The following is a 19,179-nucleotide window of genomic DNA, read 5'->3' on the forward strand; positions in this document are numbered from 1 at the left end:
GAGATACCGATCACGCTTATCGCACCTTACTGGAGGCCGCCCCATGACCGCGTTACCCAGCTTTGATCGGCTAAAGGAACTGGCCATGAATCACCCCGAGCAGTTAGAAGCCCTGCGCCAAGCACTGATTGCCGACGCCATAAGCAGCGCCAAAAGTGAACGACAGCCACAACTTAAGGCACTGCAAAGCAACATAGATCAACGCCTTAACCTATGTAACAACCCCACCCAGCGAATGGTGGTGATCAATCAGATGATGCACAAAAAGTTGACCCAAATGGCGCAAGTGATTAACGAAGGCGGACTGCCCCCCCAGCAACAAGCCGACATCATCAAGCTGCATCAACCAACGCGCTAACGTTCCGCCCCCAGAGCATGGTGCCGTCGTAGGGGGGCTGTTTTCTGTTTTTCCCTGCTTACTCTGTTCAATCATCTGATCTACATCGTGTTATTTCCTCTTAGCAACCAAGCCAAAACCCAATTTCAATACCATCAACAGCCACTTTGTCCGCCTCATCAAGCCCTCAATCAGCGCCAACAATAAAACATAAGCGACTGTTTTATATGGACAAATAAACGCGCCGTCATCAATTGGTCATGCCGTGGTCATGGTTTTGCCGCCGTGCTGCCACTAAAGCGACGCATTTGCTCAACGTCTCCGTCATATCGCGCCTTTACATTCAGCGCATCAACTTATTGACCATCACTTCAAATCCGTCTGTCGGAGACAACAATGAAAATGAATCAACTGTTTAAACTCAGTGCCTTAACCTCAGCCATTCTGCTGGGCGCTTGTGGCGGCGACATCAATATCGATACGGGCAGCGAAGCCACACCGGCCCCCACTACCCCGACGACACCAACCAACCCAACGGATCCCATCGCCGCCAAATACGGCAGCTTTGCCCAGAAGTCTTCTTCCATTGCGATGGTAGACGGCAAGCAAGTTTGGACTTTGTCCGGTGCGTTGTTAGCCGCCGCAGCCAGCAGTGCCACGAGTGGAAACTTACCGGCCATCACCTTGGGTAACGACGTGGTGTGGGAGCTTAACGGCGCCGTTGTTATCGGCGGTGACAACCAAGACAGCCTGACGCTTAACATCGAGGCGGGCAGCAAGATCTTAGGCAACAGCGACGCTTATTTGGTGATCAGCCGTGGTTCGCAAATCAACGCTCTGGGCAGCGCCGAAGCGCCGATTGTCTTCACTTCGGTAGAATCTGGCTTAGGGCTGGGTACCGATCGCGGCCAATGGGGCGGTTTGGTTTTATTGGGTAATGCCCCAGTAAATACTTGTGCAGACATGGTCAACTGCGACGCTTCTTTTGAAGTGGGCAACCACCAATACGGCGGCGATAACGAGCAAGACAACTCTGGCACCTTGCAGTACGTGCGGGTGGAGTTCGGCGGCTTTAAAATTAACGACACCCAAGAGCTGAACGGGATCTCCTTTGCTGGCGTTGGCGCGGGCACCACCGTGAACCATCTGCAAGTACACAAAAACGACGACGATGGCATTGAGTTTTGGGGCGGTAATGTCTCGGTACAACAGGTGGTGTTAACCGATAACTTCGATGACTCTCTGGATTGGACCAACGGCTGGCAAGGCAGCGCTCAGCACGTTTACATCCGTACCGAAGACAACGCCGCCAACCGCGGCATTGAAGCCGACAGCTCCAAATCGGATCCATTGGGCTTACCGATGTCGAAGCCAACGCTGGCCAACCTAACCTTGCAGCTTGGCGGTGGTGAAAACGCCGCTGGCGATGACGCCGAAGGCATTTTGTTCCGTGTCGCTACCGGCGCCACCTTATACAACACCTTGGTGAAAGGCGGGCTAGAAACCGGCGAATGTCTCGAGATCAATGGCACCGATACCGTGGCCAATGCCCAAGGTGGCGAGCTGGTGATGAGCCACTCATTAATTGATTGTGTTGAGCCGTTTAAGGATCCTAAAGACAGCGATGGCAATTCTCTCTTTGACGTTGCCGCTTGGTTCCAAGGCCAAACCAGCAACATCGTTGCTGCTGCGGATCTCAGCGGTTACCAGCCCAATAGCAGCTCGCTGGCTTTAACCGGTGGCAAGGCCGATTTGGCCAACACCGATCCCCGTCTGGTCGACGCCAACTACATTGGTGCCTTTGATGGCAGCAACGATTGGACCCAAGGTTGGACGACCGCCATTCACAGCCAAACGCCGGCCCCAGAAGTATTGCAACCGCTCAGCTCCTGCCCTGCTGGTACCGTTAATGATGCCGCCGATGCCGCCTTAATTGATGGCGCCGATCTGGCGTGTACCCTCAGCGGTAACATCAACACCAATGTCACCCTATTAGCGGGCACCAACGTGGTCTACAAGCTCGATGGCGCCGTTGTGATTGGCGGTGACAACACCAACAGCGCCACCTTGGGCATTGAAGCGGGCACCACCGTCTACGGCAACGATGGCGGTTATCTGGTGATCAGCCGTGGCTCAAAAATCATGGCTCAAGGCAGTGCCACACAGCCCATCAATTTCACCTCTTTCCAAGACGTAAGCGGCCAAGCTGGCGACCGAGGTCAATGGGGTGGCTTGGTGATATTGGGCAACGGCTTGGTGAACACCTGCGCCAGTGCCGATAACTGCGATGTCGCCTTTGAAGTAGGCAATCACCAATACGGCGGCAACAACAACAGCGATTCCAGCGGCACCCTCAGCCACGTGGTGGTGAAGTATGGCGGCTTTAAAATTAACGACACCCAAGAACTGAACGGGATCAGCTTCGGCGCAGTTGGCTCTGGCACGCAGGTGGATCACATCCAAGTGCACATGAACGACGACGATGGGGTTGAGTTTTGGGGCGGCGCCGTCAACCTGAAGTACCTGTACCTTACTGATAACTTTGACGACTCGCTGGATTGGACCAACGGTTGGACCGGCAAAGCGCAACACATCTTCATTACCCAGCAAGACAACCACGCCAACCGTGGCATCGAGGGTGACAGCTCGAAATCGGATCCACTGGGCACGCCAACGTCCAAGCCAACGCTGTCGAACATCACCATTTTACCGGCTGGCGGCACACACGCCGGCGGTGACGATGCCGAAGGGATCATCCTGCGCGTTGCCACCTCTGCCACCATCAGCAACTTAATTGTTCAAGGCGGCACAACCGGCGCGGTAACTGGGGAGTGTTTAGAGTTTGACGGCAGCGACACCATCGCCAACGCCACCAGTGCTGATCTCAGCATTAACCACAGCATCATCGATTGCAGCGAACCCTTTAAGAACGACGCCGACGTACCGGCCTTTGATTTGCAAACGTGGTTCTTAGCCCAAACCGGCAATGTTGCAGGCGCGGTCGCACTCACCAACGGCATCCCCAGCAGCGATTCCATCGCCTTGGGCAACGGCAAAGACATGAGCGCCGACAGCTTCTTTGATGCCACCGATTACATCGGTGCCTTTAATGGCAGCGACGACTGGACCAGCGGCTGGACCCACCCAGCCAACTAAGCCTGATTGAGGGCAGCCCACGCTGCCCTCTCTTTTTCTCTACCTCGTCCCTAGGCCGCCATGGCCTGTTGTTTCATACGGACACAGGAACAACCACAATGAAAAACTCACCGCGTTTTAACACCAGCAAAGTTGGTCTTGGGGTGGCCCAAGCCTTGTCACTCTCGCTCACGCTGTTCATTCCCACCGCCAATGCCGCCGATGCGGATGCCGATGCGGCCCAAACGGACGCCCAGCAAATCGAAGTTATCTCGGTGGTTGGGCGCTTGCAGCGCGTTGCCTCGGAAGTGATCGACGAGCGCCGCGAGCAGCCCTACGTGGCCGATTTAATGGGCGCAGAGCAGATCGGCCGCAGCGGCGACAGCGATGCCGCCGCCGCCCTACGCCGGATCACCGGCTTAACGCTGCGCGATGGCAAATTTATCTACGTGCGCGGCTTAGGCGAGCGTTACTCCAGCACCTCGTTAAATGGGGCGTCGGTGCCATCGCCGGATCCAACCCGCAGCGTGTTGCCGCTGGACATGTTCCCTGCCTCAATCATTGAATCCCTCAGTGTGCAAAAAGGCGCGTCGCCAGCTGCACCGGCGGCGTTTGGCGGCGGTCACGTTGATATTCGTACCAAAAGCATCCCCAATGACTTTTTCATCAAAGCCTCGTTGGGCAGCCAATACAACAGCAACCACAGTAACGACCGCCTGACCTACGCCAATGCCGACGATGCCCTCGGCCAAGACAACGGCCTGCGCCAACTGCCCGACGCCATCAACCAAGCGATGGCACAGTACGGGGGCGTCTCTGTTACCGACATCTACCGCAGCGTAGGCGACATCGACCAAGCCGAAGCGATCAACCGCAACCTTGCACTGACGATGAACCGCGACATGACGGTTACCAAAGACGACGCCGATTTGGGCTATCGCGGCAGCGCCAGCATTGGCAACCGTTTTGAACTGGATAACAACGGCGACTGGCGCTTTGGTTTTGTGGCCGGCAGTTACTACAAGAAACAGGTAGAGAACTACCAAAAACAGGCATTTGAACTGGCCAACGCCAACGGCGAGATCGCCACCAGTTCTTTGGTTTCTGGCTCCGATTCCATTGTGCAGTGGTCGCTCATGGGCAACATGGGGCTGGAGTTTACCGACGATCATAAGATTGAAACCTTCACCACCTACCTGCATGACAGCTCGGATGACGTTTCGGTAGCGATTAACGAAACCATCGACACCATTGATGAAGACAACGCGCTGCAACAGTACGACATCAACTACCAACAACGCCTCTTGGTGGCCAACCAGATTCGTGGCGAACACTTCTTCCCGCAACTTTGGGATCTGCAAGCCAACTGGTTTTACACTGACGCCCGCGCCGAACGCGATGCGCCGACCGAATTGAGTTACAAATACTCGGTGCTGCAAGACGCCAATGGCGACATCAGCAGCCGCGCCTTGCAAGGCCGCGCCGATGCGGCGGTGTATCGCTACAGCCTGTTGCAAGACGACAGCAAAAACTACGGCTACCAGCTAACGCTGCCCTTGTTGCTGGGGGATGCTGAACTTGAATTAACCGGTGGCTACCAATCTTTTGAACGCAGCCGTACCGCCTACTCCACCCGCTTGGCGTTTGATACCTCGGATTACCAAACCGAGCTGCTGACCGGCGAATTCGATCAGATCTTCAGCGATGGCGCAATCAACGATCCGGCCAACGGCTTTGCCTTGCTGGACACCACTTCTGAAACCGACGACTACGTTGCTGCACAGCGGCTGGATGCGGGCTTTGCTGAGTTTGATTTAACCTGGGCCGACGACTTCCGCGTTACTGCCGGGGTGCGCTACGAAGATCACAAGCAGATGGTGCTGCCACTGACCGCCGATGGCGAGATCTCCGACGAAGGGGGCCGCAATCAGCTCAGCGATTACACCCGCGCCGAAGATGGCTGGTTCCCATCCCTGTCTGCCACTTGGATCCAAAACGAGCAGATGCAGTGGCGTTTCGCGCTCAGTAAAACCATCGTCCGCCCCGATCTGCGTGAAGTAGCGCCGGTGCGATTTCAAGATCCCGACAGCGGCTTTGATATGATTGGTTATTCCGAGCTGCGTAGCTCAGACATCATCAACCTTGATCTGCGCTGGGAATGGTATCTGGAAAGTGGCAGTAACCTGTCGGTGGCTGGCTTCTACAAAGAGTTGGACGCGCCGATCGAATCGGTTCAGGTGATCACGGAACAAGATACCCTGCTGACCTTTCAAAACGCCGATCGTGGCGAACTGTACGGCATTGAAACCGAATTTCACCAAGAGCTTGGCTTTATCAGCCCCAATTCCGACGTTTGGGACGGGTTGTTCTTTGCGGGCAACCTAACCCTAAGCGATTCACAAATCGAGATCTCACCGGCGGGTAACATCAACCCCACCAACCTAACGCGGCGCATGACCGGCCACTCGGAATGGGTCGCCAACATGCAGCTGAGTTTTGATTCGATGGATCAAAGCCACGCCGCCACCTTGGTGTATAACGTCTTTGGGGATCGCATCGCTTACGCTGGCACCGCCGGATTGGATGATGTGTACGAACAGCCCTTTAGCTCTCTTGATTTCACTTACGCTTACTACCCGATGCCTCAGCTGGCGATCAAGGTTAAAGCGAAGAACCTGTTAGCGCAGAAAAGTGAATATCAGCAAGAGGGGCAACGTGTGTTCTACAAGCAACCGGGCAGCGAATACACCCTGACCTTCGGTTTCGATTTTTAACCCACGAACGGCGCCGCCGTTGCGCTGTAAAGTAAGCCGCAACCAAAAAAACACCAGCTGCAACGCAACTGGTGTTTTTTTATGATTGCGCGATCTGAGCATGATGCGGCTGCCTCGGCGGAGTGAGTCGCCCAGCATCCACGCCTTACGCTAACTCTTGAGACCAACGCCTTTCATCCACTCATGGCATCCACTGCTTGCATCCTCGGCTTGCTTCAACAGCGGCTCAAATCGACCCGCGGTCTTTGCTCACTTTTACGTCAGCGCCGCTTCCGCTTTAGGCTGCATCAGCATCTCGTCACCCAGCCGCTTAAAGCCGTTGTAGGGCATGCTGGCGAATTGCGTTAACGCTTCTTCATTGGGAATGTCAGCCAAGTACAAAGAAATATTCAAGGTTTGCAACGTGTTGAACATAGTGCGGCACATCTCAGCCTGCATTGGCGAATGGGGCATGGCACTAAAGGCCGGATCCAATTTTACGTAGTCCGGTCGCAGCCAACTGATGTAATCCAGCTCCACCAAGTGCATCCCAAAATGGTTCACTCCCAGCTTGTAACCGAGGTTTTTAAGCTCCGATCGCAACCGTTTTACCGCATCGGGCGCCGCCAACACCTGCCGTTCACTTATCTCAAACTGAAAGGCGTACTCTTTTTGCTGTAAGAAACGGCTAAGCCACCGGCCAAACTCAGGATCTTCCACACTTTGGGGCACCAGGTTAAACACCACCGGAGTGAATTTAATCTCTAAATCGGCGGCGGCGCGGATTTTACTTTTTTCAAAATCATTAGCGAGACTGAGCATCTTCAAATAGGGCAACAGCTCTTGTTCGCTCATCAAGCGGCCATTCACATCCAGTTCAATGTCCAAATCCAACTGGATCCGATCCCCAGCGGCGTCCACCACCGGATGCGCGACAAAACGAAAGTGGGCTTCGTGCACCGCCTGCGTTAAGGCATTACGCCACTGCTGACGAAACAGCGGCGCTTCCGCCGGCTGTTGATACCAGCAGATCTGATCCGGTGCGGTGATCGCCTGCACTAAGGCGTTGTCTGCTTGGGCTAGGATCTCTTCCGCTTTGCCCTGCAAATGCTTTTGCACCACACCTACGCCATAAGGGGCGCTGATGTTGAGATCGCTGTCTTTGTAGGTTTGTGAGGTCAGCTGCTGCAAGGCGTTAACTGCCTGTTGGTAATCGGCGCTGCTGACCACAATCAAAAAATCTTCGGCGCTGATCCGTGCCGCCAGCAATCCCGGTTGGCTACTGACCAGCTCGCGCACTTTACGGGAAAAATTAGCCACCAGTTCGTCGCGATATTCAAAGCCAAACTTCAGCCGAACGTCTTCTAAGAACTTCATGTTAATCAGCACCAATACCCCCGCTTCGGCTTCGCGCAACCACGAATCAATGCGCTCCACAATGAAGGCGCGATTGGGCAATTCGGACACCTGATCGGTTAACAGTGCCCGTTTCAAGGTATCCACCTGTTTGTGGTAGCCGTCCAATTCCCACTTCAGCTTTTTTGCCAGTGCATTGATGGCATTCGTGATCTTGCCCAGCTCTTGGCTTTCAGGTACCGCCAACGGCAAGGAAAACTTCAAGCGACTGAGATCTTCGGCTCGCTGCGACAGCAACAACAAAGGCGCCAATTGCCGTTTCACCCCAACGGAGATCGCCAGCAGCGCCAACAACAACCACAGCAGCACCATGACACTCAGCATCGCGGTTTGCTGCCACCACAACTGGTAATAGCGGCCGCTATTGCTTAGGGCAAAGAGCGTGGCGGTTGGTAAGGCATCGCGATCGATGCGCGCTTGCAGTGGCGTATCGCTAAACAGCGGCAGCGCCGAAACGAGGGCGGGATATTGGGCGGCGGTGGTGAAACGCTGGTTAAGGTTGTTGCCATCGGCCTCGATGCGAATGCTGTGGAATAACGCTAAGGCCGACGGGCTGGCCAGAAGGCTGAGATCAAAGGCTTGATCTCGCTGCCATTGCTGTTGCAGTTGCAGCCGAAAACGCTGCAGTTGCTGACTGGACTCTTGCTGCTGTTGCAGCTGCAATTGATCGGCAAGCCAATAACAGCTTAATGGCAGCAGCACCAACGCCACAACAATGCTGATTGCTGCCACTCGAACCACTAGCTGTCGAAATAACGTCATTGTCGGCTCCCGTCCTTAACCACCATGCATCCGCTGAAATCCAGCCCTGTCGCACACTACTTTTAGTATAAGACACTAAAAAATAGTCGGTTAAATTCGATCGCGACAGCCATGTAAACGATTAAAACGGGCCGGATCAGTTCACCGCAATTTGCCAACCAACGGTTTCAATGAACTCTTCAAGGCCATCGGCTTGGTAGCTCAGCTGCTCACAGCGCGTTTGCACCGACTCATGCAGATAGTGATTTGGCTGTAAGCGACGGCGGCCACGACCAAAGTAATTCACAAAGGTAGAGCGCGCTTGCGGGATCGACGCCAACGGATTGGGGTTGAGCTCGGCGTAGATCCCGGCGTCAAACTCTAAGCCCGCCTCTGTGGCTTGGTTGACCATCCACGCCAGTGGCAGATCCCCCAATAAACCTTGGCCATCGTGCTCAATCTCTAAGCCACCTAACTGTTGATGATCGCCGCTAAACCACACCTGTTGCAGGTTAACGCCATCAAGTTCATCCCAACAGGCTTGCACGTAGTCGCCGCGGGTTTCATCCAAAGCCAACGCATGGCGACCAGTACGTACACAGCTCGGTACGGTGGCGTTGTCGTACACCGAGTAATCATCCAAATTGCCCAAGTAACGGGCGGGCACCCCATGCTCACCTACGCAGTCAAACAGGCCCACTAGGCGCACTTCGGCTTGTTCATTTACCGCAAAATGGCTGCGAAACTGCACGGCGGCCGGATCGTTGCTGTCCATCCGCAACTGCCAGTACAAGGCTAACGCTCGTTCCGCCTGCGCCAAGTGGTGCTTTTGCAGCACGCCACAGACATCAATCAAGCCGGTGAGCAAGCGCATCAAAAATGCGCCGTAGGAAAAACCAAAGCAGTAGAGCAGATCCCCAGCTTGGTAGTTCTGGATAATAAATCGGTAGGCTTGCAACAGATCCCGCTCTAATCGAGCTTGATTTGGCACCCCCGCTTTTGCCGGCTCAAAATAGCTCAGCTGCACATGGTCGTTATCGTCGTTCGGTGCCAAGTAGCGCGCTAACCGCGCTACGTTACTTTGCTGGTGTAAGCCGCTGCGGCCATCCCATTCGCCATCGGCGCAAAGTACGATTTTTTTCATTGCTTATTTAACCTGTAATTAGTGGCACCACGATGGCCGACATCATATCAATCCACACCCCAGTTTGCTGCAGTTGCCGCACAGGAATGGATTGATATCGACGCCGAAACGCAAAAGACCCAGCACAAGGCTGGGTCTTTTCTAGCTAGTAGCTACCGCTTAGTGAGCTTGGTAGTTCCACTCGCCTTTAACGCGCTTTTCCAAGAATTCTTTCTTGTCAGCGTTCAGCTTCTTCATGTCCCACATGGCCGCTTTTTGAGCTGCCGCTTTGGTGGACAGATCAGGCAGGGCAACTGGTTGCTTAACGCCGTGCTTAGTCAGAACTTTCTTCAGTTCGTCTTGAGCTTGCTGACCGAAGTCTTGAGCTGCTTCCAGCAGGCGCAGGCCTTCAGCTGGGTTGTGAACCGCGATGCCGTGAGAAGCGATGGCGAAATCCCAACGCCACTGAGCTTTACGGATCAGATCCAGAGACTTCGCCATTTCAGCTTCGGTTGCACCAGCATCCCAAGCCGCTTTAGCTTCGAAGTGAGCGCGAACGATCAGTACTTCAGCAGCCAGTTTCTGTTCGTTGATCTCAGCTTTGTTCGCTTCGATGGTTTCTTTCAGTTCCGCTTTGCTGTCGTGACAATCAGCACAAGTGGTGTCGAAAGCGTCCAGCGCGTTGCCTACGTTGTGATCAGAGTATTCCTGACCTTTCGCGTTCTCTTTCTTAGGCATGTGACAGGTAATACAGGTAACGCCCATCTCTGCGTGAGAAGAAGTAGACCAAGTCTCAAACTCAGGGTGCTGAGCTTTCAGCATTGGTGCTTTAGAGATCTTGTGAGTCCAATCTTTGAACTTGATGCCGTCGTAGTAGGTTTCTGCGTCTTCACCAGAGAAACCAACTTCCCAAGGGAAGCGAACGTTCTTGTCGTCAGTCTTATCGAAGTAGTATTCAACGTGACATTGACCACAGGTCTGAGCCGCTTGCATCTCTGCTTCTTGCTCTTCGAACTTCAGGCCACGTTTTTCCATTGCGCGCTTAGCGTATGGACGAGACATGGTGTTTTCAGAAGAACCTGGAACGTGACAATCAGCACAGCCGATGCTGTTGCTCATTTCGCTGCCCCATTTGCCCCACTTGTTGTTGTTGAAGGTACCTTCACCAATCTTGTCGTACATGCGTGGCACGTCAGGTGCTTTACAAGACCAACATGCGGCAGCCATTGGGCCATCGGTGTCGCCTTTAGGAGCGCCAGTACGCAGGGTGTTCATTACGTCAACCAGGGCGTAGTAGTGACCACGGGCCTTGTTGTAATCTTTAGAGAAGCCGTAACCAGCAAACATGATTGCCAGGTTTGGATCGTCTTTGATCAAATCAACGATTTCAGAGGTTTCTTTGGTGGTGGCCCAAGAGTTGTACTGGTCTGGGAATTGACCTTTCCAGTTCTCGTTTACCGCGTCTTTTTCGGTCACTTTTGCTGTTGCAACAGTTGCTACGCCAGCCAGTGCCATGGCTACAATAATTTTGTTTAGAGTTTTCATCATCATCCTCACTATTCGCTACAGGTGTCGCGAAGTTCGATGACAGAGTATGTACTCATATATACCCATAAAATACCCCTTTGGGGGTAGATGGGTACTTATGCAAACCAGATCACTTTTCACTGTTTGTCATAATGAAAAAAGTTCGATAAAACAGCAAAAAAACCTCTTTCGACAACCACATCAGTTGCACAATAAAAGTGACCATTGGCACAATTATCACTGCCCAGCCGTAACCGGAGTAAAATTATTCAATGTGTGAACAGCAGTGGTACTTTTACCTGATCGAAACTAAATCGGGCAGCCTTTATACCGGCATCACCACCGACGTTAGCCGCCGTTTTAGCGAGCACCAAGCGAATGGGCCCAAAACCGCCCGCAGCCTGAGGGGCAAAGGCCCCTTAACACTGCGCTTTCAACAACGCGGAGGGGATAAGAGCAATGCCCTTAAATTGGAGTACCGGATCAAGCGGTTAGCTCGACCGAAGAAGTTGGCGTTGATCGCCGAAACCATCACGGTAGCGCAGCTGTGGCCGGAGCTAACGCCACCTTAAACAACGGCGCTTAGTAGATTTTCGCTTCCCCTTCCGGCCGAGTTTTTAGCACCTTTAAAAACCACATATATTGCGCCGCATAGGGGCTGATCAGCTGCTCCATCTGCTGGTTCAACAGCCGCGCCTCTTGCTCTTTATCCAGATCATCTAGCGCTAATGGCGCCTGTAGCGACACCTCAACTTGGCCACTGTCTACGCAGAATCCCGCGGCTAATGGCACCACCACCGCATTAGCGCATCGGGCAATGCGACTGAGCACCGGCAAGGTGGCTTTCTGACAACCAAAAAACGGCGCAAAGACGCTTTTATCACGGCCATGATCTTGGTCCGGCAAATAGAACAGGCTATTGCCCTCTTTAAGCGCACGAACGATGGTGCTGATCCCCGCCTCGCGGTGGAATAAGCTGCCCCCAAAGCGCACTCGCTGCCGACATGCAAACCAGTTAAAAACCTGATTCCGATGGTGCTTCACCATGCCAATCATCGGCAATCCAGTCATCGTCAATGCGACGGCGGCGTATTCAAGCGCAAACATGTGCGGCACTAAAAAGATGATTGAGCGCCCCTCGGCACGGGCCTGATTCAGATGCTCAATCCCGTTCAAATTGATCTTTGCCTGCAACGAGGCTTTGCTGTGGATGGCCAAGCCACCCATGCTGATGCTGCTCATCAAAAAGGTGTGCAGCAGTTCATCAATCAGCTGTTTGCGCTGGGCGTCAGTTTGGTCAGGAAAGCAGTGGCGCAGGTTGGCGCAGGCGATGCGGATGGGCTTTTTACACAGCGGGCGCGCCAACGGCACCAGCGCTTTGGCCAATCCGATCCGCAGCCGCGTTGGGATCAGCGCCAACAGCGCTAAGGCACCAACAGCCAACCAGGCTGGCCAGTTACGAGGGTGAAGCAGTTGTGGACCGAATTGAACTTGGTAGCAGCGGTCCATGGCACTGTGCGGCATGGTTACGTCTCTTTGTTATTATCGCTTCGTACCCAATCACCTTACCCTGCCCCGTGGTGCGCAACAACGCTAACGCGCACATCTGTCGCTTTTGTGGCTCGCTAACGCCATCAATGCGTATTTTTTGGCCGCCGATAGGGGCTGGGCTCCCCTTCAGGACGGGAATCTAGCAGCTTTAAAATCCACATGTATTGCGTAGGATCCGCGCTGATCATCGCCTCCAGCTGCTGATTCAATAAGCGCGCATCGCCCTGTGGGCTGCCACTGGGCACCGACGTCATCGGCGCTTGAATGTGCCCAGCAAATTGGCCACTGGCGGGATCATAACTGGCGTACATCGGCACCACTACCGCGCCGGTTTTCTCTACCATCTTACCGAGACCCGGCAAGGTTGCTTTGTGGGTCGCAAAAAACGGTACGTATTCACTTTTGGCCATGCCGTGGTCTTGATCGGGCAGGTAATAAGCCACATACCCTTGCCGTATTTGGTTAAGCAAACGCTCAATCCCATGCTGCCGAGTAAACAACTTTCCCTTAAAGCGGTTGCGGCCTAATAGCATCGCCCAATCCATCAGTGGGTTGGGGTTTGGTTTCATCATCGCGGTCCAACGTGCTCCGCGGGAAGCCAGCAGCACCCCTGCAAACTCAATCGCCCAGTTATGGGGGGCCAATAAGATCACTGGCGTGCCCGCATCCAAATGGGGTTGCAGATGCTCGATTCCATGCAGTTTGATGTGACGTTCTAAGTAGCTTTTGCTGCGTACCGACAAGATCCCGTAAGCCAAGCTGACTTGGGCAGCGCGGGCAAACATTTGCCTAAGCACCTGTTCGCGGTGGGCATCAGACCAATCAGGGAAACACAAACGCAGATTAATTTCGGCTCGACGTCGGGTGCTGCTGCCTGGCCGCCCCATAAACTTGGCGATCAGCAACGCCAGTTTATCCCGCACTTGATACGGCACAAACGCCAACAGCCAGATGGTAAACAGCCCCAGCCATAACCCCACATAGCGCGGATGCAGCATCGACCAAGACAGTTGTGGATCATGGGGATCTGAGGGTTGAGCAGACATAGAGGGGACGCGCCTTTACAATACAACCACAGCTGGGTTCAACAGCCGATAAAGGCGCGATATTCTAATGGGCTGGCGTTAAAACGCAACGATTGCGGCACGCCGTTTGCCCGTTAATGCGCCCCAAGGGTCGGTTTTACTGGCCCAACACGGTATTGATTACGGTAATACAGTAAGTTAATCGCCCGTACCGCCAACAAAGCCGCCAGCAACAGCGGCAGCAGGCTTTGTTGCCAAGACACCAAGCCGGTAGCCGCCACCAGTAAGATAAACGGCCAGTATTCGTACAACACTTCCGGCATCCAGCCTCGTCGAGGCCGTTTATCTTGGCGTCGATAATTGGAGCGGAGGATCCAGATGGTCGCCCCCAACAGCATCAGGGTTAACGCGCAAAACTGCCCCAAGCTGCCCAGCTCAAACCACAGCGCCAACATGGCACCACACAACAACAATCCATAGGGTTTTAGTTCGTACATTGCCGCCCCACAAGGTGCTCCATCGTCCGCGTGTCGCGCGATGGCACTGGCATAACAACGGCTGTTGCTCAATCCAGCTTGCCTATAAGATAGTTGAGCCAACATGAAATAAGACAAGGATGGAGCAGTTTGACCGCAACAACAGCGACACGCCCGACGGTCGGCGTCGGCATCATCTTGCAACGACAGGATGGCAAGGTACTGCTAGGTAAAAGAAAAAATGCACACGCGCCCTATTGGTCGATCCCTGGTGGACACATGGAAGCGGGGGAAACTTTTGAACAAACCGCGATCCGCGAGCTGCAAGAGGAAACCGGTGTCAGGCTAGATGCGGTTACGGTGATAGGATTAACCAATAATCTCGCCACCTTTGCGGCGGAAGGGCTGCACTCCATTTCGGTGTGCGTTTATGCCCGCTACCAAGGGCAACTCATCACCAATCGGGAACCGGATAAATGCGAAGGCTGGCATTGGTTCGAGCCAACAGCCCTGCCCCAACCCCATTTTGATGCCAGTGAGCAATCGATAGCCTGCCTGCTGACCAAGCAGTTTTATCAACCTACAGCTTAATTGAAAAGAAGCGGTCACACGCATTGTGGCCGCTGTTGCCCCATGGGCCATCCAACTCCACAAAACCTAAGCCGCGGTACAGGTGCTGCGCTTGGGTCATGGGGCCAAAGGTTTCTAGATAGCAGTGACGGTAGCCCTGCTGTCGCGCGAATTGCAGTAAGCGCACCAGTAAGGATCGTCCCGCCCCTAACCCTCGAGCCGATGGCGACAGATACATCTTTTGCAGTTCACAAACGTTATCTAAATGGCACGCAAAAGGCGCCAAACCGGCCCCGCCAAGCACTTCGCCGTGGCGTTCTACCACCAAATAACGGCTGTGTTGCGGCTGATAGACTTCGCTCAGGCGATCGATCTCTTTATCTTGCCAAGCAAAACCCGGCTGGTTGGCCCCAAACTCAGTCAATACCGTGCGAATAATGGTGGCGATGGCGGGATCGTCCTCGCTACCGATGGGGCGTAATTGAAAGCTCATCTATCCTCCGCTATATGACTGAAATTTATTGCCAAATAACAACAATTATAGCGAGCTAGTGACAACCTGCGACAACAATTTAATCCGTCGAGTAACCGCAGCGGTTTCAATAAAATCGCCTAAAATCAGGGTATCAAACAGCAGGGATAGGGGCCGATGTTGGCTAACAGGGAAGTAAAGGTGGTTGCCATTGGCGGCGGGCATGGCTTAAGCCGATTACTGCAAGCACTTAAGCTGTGCCAGTTTGATTTTGGTGCGGTGATTGCCACCACCGATGACGGTGGCTCAACCGGTCGTCTTCGTCAGCGCCACGGCGGCATCGCGTTAGGCGACATCCGCCACTGCATCAGTGCGCTGACCGACGATGAGCACCTAGGCAAGCTGCTGCTGGATTACCGCTTTGAACAAGATGACGAACTGCATGGCCACAACCTGGGCAACTTAATGCTACTGGCGCTGGATCAACTGTGCGTTTCTCCCAGTGATGCCATCGATCTGCTGCGGCGGTTGCTGGCCGTGAGTCAGCCGTTGTTGCCGATGTCTGACAGCTCAACGCAACTGCGCGCAAACTACCACGGTGGATTAACGATAGTGGGTGAAACCGCCATCGACGCCGCCCACCACCTGCCCAGCCAACTGGGATTAGAACCCAGTGTCAGCGCCGCCACCGAAGCGATGCAATTGGTGGCCGCCGCCGATGCGATTTTGGTTGGCCCCGGCAGCTTGCTCACCAGTTTGTGCCCAACTTTTTTGGTGACGGAACTGCAAGCGCTGTTGGCACAAAAGCCCATCGGATTTATCTGCAACCTCAGCAGTGAATCTGGCCCTATTGGCCTGCGTTCAAACCGCGAACAAATTGAGCTGTTTGAACATTATGCTCAGGTTAACGTGACGTGCGCCTTAAGCCACGGCGAACAGCCCGCCGCCGTTGGCGCTGATGCCCAAGCTGGTCTCCACCTGCAGGCGCCATTAATTGGTTTAGAAGCCAAGCAACACTGCCCCAAGTTATTGGCACAGGCACTGCCTCTGTTGGTGGCCAAGCTAACCGCGCACCGTTAACTGCTTGCGGTATTGCTGACAGGTTAACTGCAACAGCTGGATCAACTCCCCCGTGCCCGCCACCGGCATCAAGCGGCTGCCCATCGCTTGTTGCTCCACCCGTTGCGCTTGGGTCGCCAGCCGATCGGCACCAAACGTTTGCGCCACGCCATCGATGCTGTGCGCCAACTGTTGCAGTTGCTCAGGCAACCGCACTTGCTGCAGCTGCAGCAAGCGATGATCCAGTTCATCCACAAACACCATGATCAATTCTTCTAATAGATCCGCTCCGGCCTCTTGTTCCAACTTCGCCAAGGTTATCCGGTTCAGTAACGCCCCCATGATCTGCTCCTGTTATGCCATCTCTGGCATTGCCATTGCATTGCCTATGCCACATTGGCATCTCGGCTCTCCCCTTGGTGTCGCAACGATTGGCAATGGAGGTAACCCAATGGCGCTGCCTATCTTTTTAGTGCTGGATGGCCGTGAATACGGCGGGATCGAGGCACACGTGTGCCACTTGTGGCGCTTACTCAGCCAAGCTGGCCACTGCGTTACCTTGCTGTTGTGGCAACGCTACGACGATGGCAGTTTCAAAACGCAACTCAATCTGCAACAGCTGCCGCATATTGGCTTAATCGGCAGCCCCCGCCAAAAACTGCAACAGTTACGGCAATTGGCACAAAAAGGGGTACTTCACAGCCACGGTTATAAAGCTGGGATCCTCTGCCGTTTGGCGGCACTGGGCAGTGGCCGTCGTGCGATCAGTACCTTTCATGCCGGAGAATGCGGCCACGGTAAGCTGCGCTGCTATCAATGGCTAGACCGGCTCAGTGCCCGTAGCAGCATCAATCTGGCCGTATCCGAGCGCATTGCCGCCCAACTGCCCGGTTCGCCCATGGTGATAAAGAACTTTGTTACCCACATCGCGGCGCCGCGCCAAGCAACGGGCACGCCGCTGCAGATCGGATTTATTGGCCGCTACTGCCTCGATAAAGGGCTGGATCGCTTGGTTGCCTTAGCGCAGCAGCTGCCGCAGTTTGGCTGGCACAGCTTTGGCGCAGGGGAATTGGCACCGCTGCTGACACCCAGCAACATCGAAGATCACGGTTTTTGCCATCAGGTTGACCGCGCGTTGGCGCAACTGGATCTGTTGGTGTTGCCGTCGCGCTATGAAGGGCTGCCATTGGTGGCGTTAGAAGCGTTGGCCGCTGGCGTGCCGGTGGTGGCGTTTGCGGTTGGGGATCTGGCTAAGTTGATTGATGACCGGGTTGGCCGTTTAGTGCCTGAAAATGAGTTAACCCAGATGGCACAAGCGCTGCGGCAATTGGCAGCGCAAACCCCAGCCCAATGGCAACAGTTGCGATCACAGGGGCAAGCGCGCGTGCAAGCTCAGTGGCAAGGGCAGCAAACCCTTAGCCAATGTTTAAGCTGCTATCAATCCGCCTCGCAATGAATGCCGTTGCCTGCCATCTGGCCATCGGGCAAAGCCGCGATGGCCGCCCCAAAAAATCAGGCTGGCCACGACTTAAACCTGCTGCCACACCTGCATTTTTCGATAGATGGTTGAAGGGCTTACCTCCAACATGCTGGCCGCTTGGGTAATGTTGCCCTCGCATTGCGCTATCGCCTGTTCAATCGCTTGCCGTTCGATTGACGCCAAGCTGCTCAGCGGCTCCGTGGCAACCGTTAAGGCCGGTGCTGGGGCAGCAGCGACCGGCTCGCCTTGATCCCATTGAAACTGATCCGGCGCGCTGGTGGTTAACTCTTGCTGCAACCCCGCCAGCGGCAACGGCAGTTGCTCGGCCGCCACCTTGCCTCCGGGCTGGATCACCGCAATCTGCCGCATGATATTTTGCAGCTGACGCACATTGCCCGGCCAACCAAATTTGGTTAAACACCACTCCGCTTGACGCGAAAAGCCAACAAAACGCTTGCCCTCTTCTTGGCCATATTGCTGCAAAAACTTGCGCGCCAGCAGCAACACATCATCCCCACGCTGCCGCAGTGGCGGCAAATTTATCGGCAACACATGCAAACGGTAATACAAGTCTTCACGAAAGCGCCCCGCTTCGACCTCTTTCCACGGATCTCGGTTGGACGCGCACACAATGCGAACATCCACATCAATAAGTTGATCCGAGCCCACCGGTTGGATCTTGCCCGACTGCAAAAAGCGCAACAGCTTGGCTTGTAAATCCAGCTCCATTTCGCAAATTTCATCCAAGAACAGCGTGCCGCCATGGGCACCCAGTACCGCGCCATCGCGATCTTTTTGCGCGCCGGTAAACGCGCCTTTGCGGTGACCAAACAGCTCGCTTTCCACCAGTTCGCGGGGAATCGCGGCGCAGTTTAATGGCACAAAGGTTTTGTCGGCACGTTCGCTGGCAAGGTGCAGCGATTCGGCGCACACCTCTTTGCCGGTGCCACTTTCCCCCAGCACAAACACCGTGGCTTTACTGGGGCCCGCGCGCTCAATCAATTGATACACCGCTTGCATTGCGGTACTGGCGCCCACAAAGCCAAAATAGCTGCTGCGATTTTTCTGGCTTTGCATCTGATCAACCAGTCGATTCAGCGCATAGAAATTAAGGGCATTATTCACGGTGACCTGCAGCCGCTGGGCATCCACGGGCTTGGCGACAAAGTCATAGGCCCCCAGTTGCATCGATTCCACCGCGGCCTCCACCGAACCATGGGCGGTGATCACAATCACCGGCAAGGTACAGCCACTGTTGTGCAGCATTTTTAACACTTCGATGCCGCCTTGATCCGGCAGGTGCAGATCCAATAACACCAGCGAAGGCAGCTGCCGCGTTAACGAACGCTTGGCGTCGGACACGGTTTTTACGTGTTCAATATGGATGGGGTGATCGCGCAGATAAGCGCCGTAAACCCGAGCCAGTGACTCGGTGTCCTCAACTAATAACACCCGTTGCAGTTGCTGTGTCATTTCCTTTCCCTCAGCAGTCACCAGTGCGGCAGTTTAAGTGT

Annotated in this window: 16 protein-coding genes; 7 read left to right on the top strand and 9 right to left on the bottom strand. The window is 54.5% G+C overall.

Annotation, left to right across the window (positions count from 1 at the left end):
• Nucleotides 1-43 precede the first annotated feature (43 nt).
• The 3 genes from Q0796_RS07670 to Q0796_RS07680 all read left to right on the top strand — a co-directional run bounded on the left by Q0796_RS07670 (nucleotide 44) and on the right by Q0796_RS07680 (nucleotide 6,246).
• A complete protein-coding gene (locus Q0796_RS07670; protein WP_298441689.1) occupies nucleotides 44-358 on the top strand; it encodes a DUF3135 domain-containing protein in 315 nt (104 codons plus the stop codon).
• 375 nt (nucleotides 359-733) lie between these two features.
• Entirely contained in the window at nucleotides 734-3,493 is a 2,760-nt protein-coding gene (locus tag Q0796_RS07675) for a hypothetical protein (protein WP_298441691.1), read from the top strand.
• Nucleotides 3,494-3,591: 98 nt separating this feature from the next.
• A complete protein-coding gene (locus tag Q0796_RS07680; RefSeq protein ID WP_298441693.1) occupies nucleotides 3,592-6,246 on the top strand; it encodes a TonB-dependent receptor in 2,655 nt (884 codons plus the stop codon).
• Between the two features lie 255 nt (nucleotides 6,247-6,501).
• Here Q0796_RS07680 and Q0796_RS07685 read toward each other — a convergent pair whose 3' ends face one another.
• The 3 genes from Q0796_RS07685 to nrfA all read right to left on the bottom strand — a co-directional run bounded on the left by Q0796_RS07685 (nucleotide 6,502) and on the right by nrfA (nucleotide 11,050).
• Nucleotides 6,502-8,403, bottom strand: a complete 1,902-nt coding sequence (locus Q0796_RS07685; protein WP_298441695.1) for an EAL domain-containing protein — start codon at nucleotides 8,401-8,403, stop codon at nucleotides 6,502-6,504.
• Between the two features lie 136 nt (nucleotides 8,404-8,539).
• Nucleotides 8,540-9,526: a DUF2235 domain-containing protein gene (locus tag Q0796_RS07690; protein ID WP_298441697.1), complete on the bottom strand. Its 987-nt coding sequence runs from the start codon at nucleotides 9,524-9,526 to the stop codon at nucleotides 8,540-8,542.
• A 159-nt stretch (nucleotides 9,527-9,685) separates the two neighbouring features.
• On the bottom strand, nucleotides 9,686-11,050 hold the full coding sequence (nrfA, locus tag Q0796_RS07695; protein ID WP_298441699.1) for an ammonia-forming cytochrome c nitrite reductase: 1,365 nt from the start codon (nucleotides 11,048-11,050) through the stop codon (nucleotides 9,686-9,688).
• Nucleotides 11,051-11,304: 254 nt separating this feature from the next.
• On the opposite strand from nrfA, the gene Q0796_RS07700 reads away from it, so the two are divergent.
• Nucleotides 11,305-11,604, top strand: a complete 300-nt coding sequence (locus tag Q0796_RS07700; protein ID WP_298441701.1) for a GIY-YIG nuclease family protein — start codon at nucleotides 11,305-11,307, stop codon at nucleotides 11,602-11,604.
• Between the two features lie 10 nt (nucleotides 11,605-11,614).
• Here the strand turns inward: Q0796_RS07700 and lpxM (Q0796_RS07705) are convergent, their stop codons facing one another.
• The 3 genes from lpxM (Q0796_RS07705) to Q0796_RS07715 form a co-directional block, all read right to left on the bottom strand.
• Nucleotides 11,615-12,556: a lauroyl-Kdo(2)-lipid IV(A) myristoyltransferase gene (gene lpxM, locus Q0796_RS07705; RefSeq protein ID WP_298441703.1), complete on the bottom strand. Its 942-nt coding sequence runs from the start codon at nucleotides 12,554-12,556 to the stop codon at nucleotides 11,615-11,617.
• A gap of 110 nt (nucleotides 12,557-12,666) precedes the next feature.
• On the bottom strand, nucleotides 12,667-13,629 hold the full coding sequence (gene lpxM, locus Q0796_RS07710) for a lauroyl-Kdo(2)-lipid IV(A) myristoyltransferase (protein WP_298441705.1): 963 nt from the start codon (nucleotides 13,627-13,629) through the stop codon (nucleotides 12,667-12,669).
• A gap of 113 nt (nucleotides 13,630-13,742) precedes the next feature.
• Entirely contained in the window at nucleotides 13,743-14,105 is a 363-nt protein-coding gene (locus tag Q0796_RS07715; protein ID WP_298441706.1) for a hypothetical protein, read from the bottom strand.
• 129 nt (nucleotides 14,106-14,234) lie between these two features.
• Between Q0796_RS07715 and Q0796_RS07720 the strand changes: the two genes are divergently transcribed.
• Nucleotides 14,235-14,675, top strand: a complete 441-nt coding sequence (locus Q0796_RS07720) for an NUDIX domain-containing protein (protein WP_298441708.1) — start codon at nucleotides 14,235-14,237, stop codon at nucleotides 14,673-14,675.
• Here the strand turns inward: Q0796_RS07720 and Q0796_RS07725 are convergent.
• Nucleotides 14,665-15,147 carry a GNAT family N-acetyltransferase gene (locus Q0796_RS07725; RefSeq protein WP_298441710.1) on the bottom strand — a complete coding sequence of 161 codons (483 nt, stop codon included), beginning with the start codon at nucleotides 15,145-15,147 and terminating at the stop codon, nucleotides 14,665-14,667. The two genes, Q0796_RS07720 and Q0796_RS07725, sit on opposite strands and share 11 nt — an antisense overlap.
• 156 nt (nucleotides 15,148-15,303) lie before the next feature.
• On the opposite strand from Q0796_RS07725, the gene yvcK reads away from it, so the two are divergent.
• Nucleotides 15,304-16,206 carry a uridine diphosphate-N-acetylglucosamine-binding protein YvcK gene (gene yvcK, locus Q0796_RS07730; protein WP_298441712.1) on the top strand — a complete coding sequence of 301 codons (903 nt, stop codon included), beginning with the start codon at nucleotides 15,304-15,306 and terminating at the stop codon, nucleotides 16,204-16,206.
• On the opposite strand, the gene Q0796_RS07735 is transcribed toward yvcK, so the two are convergent.
• Nucleotides 16,189-16,527 carry an Hpt domain-containing protein gene (locus tag Q0796_RS07735; protein WP_298441714.1) on the bottom strand — a complete coding sequence of 113 codons (339 nt, stop codon included), beginning with the start codon at nucleotides 16,525-16,527 and terminating at the stop codon, nucleotides 16,189-16,191. The two genes, yvcK and Q0796_RS07735, sit on opposite strands and share 18 nt — an antisense overlap.
• Nucleotides 16,528-16,636: 109 nt before the next feature.
• Between Q0796_RS07735 and Q0796_RS07740 the strand changes: the two genes are divergently transcribed.
• The gene (locus Q0796_RS07740; protein WP_298441716.1) at nucleotides 16,637-17,641 is read left to right on the top strand and encodes a glycosyltransferase family 4 protein; all 1,005 of its coding nucleotides are present in this window, start codon (nucleotides 16,637-16,639) and stop codon (nucleotides 17,639-17,641) included.
• Nucleotides 17,642-17,713: 72 nt separating this feature from the next.
• On the opposite strand, the gene Q0796_RS07745 is transcribed toward Q0796_RS07740, so the two are convergent.
• Nucleotides 17,714-19,138: a sigma-54 dependent transcriptional regulator gene (locus Q0796_RS07745; RefSeq protein WP_298441717.1), complete on the bottom strand. Its 1,425-nt coding sequence runs from the start codon at nucleotides 19,136-19,138 to the stop codon at nucleotides 17,714-17,716.
• Nucleotides 19,139-19,179 lie beyond the last annotated feature (41 nt).

Source organism: uncultured Ferrimonas sp. (genome assembly GCF_947489035.1).
In the GTDB taxonomy this organism is placed as follows: domain Bacteria; phylum Pseudomonadota; class Gammaproteobacteria; order Enterobacterales; family Shewanellaceae; genus Ferrimonas.

What these genes read in the sequence shown, in the direction of transcription:
- Q0796_RS07740 (WP_298441716.1), top strand. Translation starts at nt 16,637, where the DNA reads ATGGCGCTGCCTATCTTTTTAGTGCTGGATGGCCGTGAATACGGCGGG.
- Q0796_RS07690 (WP_298441697.1), bottom strand. Translation starts at nt 9,526, where the DNA reads ATGAAAAAAATCGTACTTTGCGCCGATGGCGAATGGGATGGCCGCAGC.
- Q0796_RS07715 (WP_298441706.1), bottom strand. Translation starts at nt 14,105, where the DNA reads ATGTACGAACTAAAACCCTATGGATTGTTGTTGTGTGGTGCCATGTTG.
- Q0796_RS07685 (WP_298441695.1), bottom strand. Translation starts at nt 8,403, where the DNA reads ATGACGTTATTTCGACAGCTAGTGGTTCGAGTGGCAGCAATCAGCATT.
- lpxM (WP_298441703.1), bottom strand. Translation starts at nt 12,556, where the DNA reads ATGCCGCACAGTGCCATGGACCGCTGCTACCAAGTTCAATTCGGTCCA.
- Q0796_RS07735 (WP_298441714.1), bottom strand. Translation starts at nt 16,527, where the DNA reads ATGGGGGCGTTACTGAACCGGATAACCTTGGCGAAGTTGGAACAAGAG.
- yvcK (WP_298441712.1), top strand. Translation starts at nt 15,304, where the DNA reads ATGTTGGCTAACAGGGAAGTAAAGGTGGTTGCCATTGGCGGCGGGCAT.
- lpxM (WP_298441705.1), bottom strand. Translation starts at nt 13,629, where the DNA reads ATGTCTGCTCAACCCTCAGATCCCCATGATCCACAACTGTCTTGGTCG.
- Q0796_RS07675 (WP_298441691.1), top strand. Translation starts at nt 734, where the DNA reads ATGAAAATGAATCAACTGTTTAAACTCAGTGCCTTAACCTCAGCCATT.
- Q0796_RS07745 (WP_298441717.1), bottom strand. Translation starts at nt 19,138, where the DNA reads ATGACACAGCAACTGCAACGGGTGTTATTAGTTGAGGACACCGAGTCA.
- Q0796_RS07670 (WP_298441689.1), top strand. Translation starts at nt 44, where the DNA reads ATGACCGCGTTACCCAGCTTTGATCGGCTAAAGGAACTGGCCATGAAT.
- Q0796_RS07700 (WP_298441701.1), top strand. Translation starts at nt 11,305, where the DNA reads ATGTGTGAACAGCAGTGGTACTTTTACCTGATCGAAACTAAATCGGGC.
- Q0796_RS07680 (WP_298441693.1), top strand. Translation starts at nt 3,592, where the DNA reads ATGAAAAACTCACCGCGTTTTAACACCAGCAAAGTTGGTCTTGGGGTG.
- Q0796_RS07725 (WP_298441710.1), bottom strand. Translation starts at nt 15,147, where the DNA reads ATGAGCTTTCAATTACGCCCCATCGGTAGCGAGGACGATCCCGCCATC.
- nrfA (WP_298441699.1), bottom strand. Translation starts at nt 11,050, where the DNA reads ATGAAAACTCTAAACAAAATTATTGTAGCCATGGCACTGGCTGGCGTA.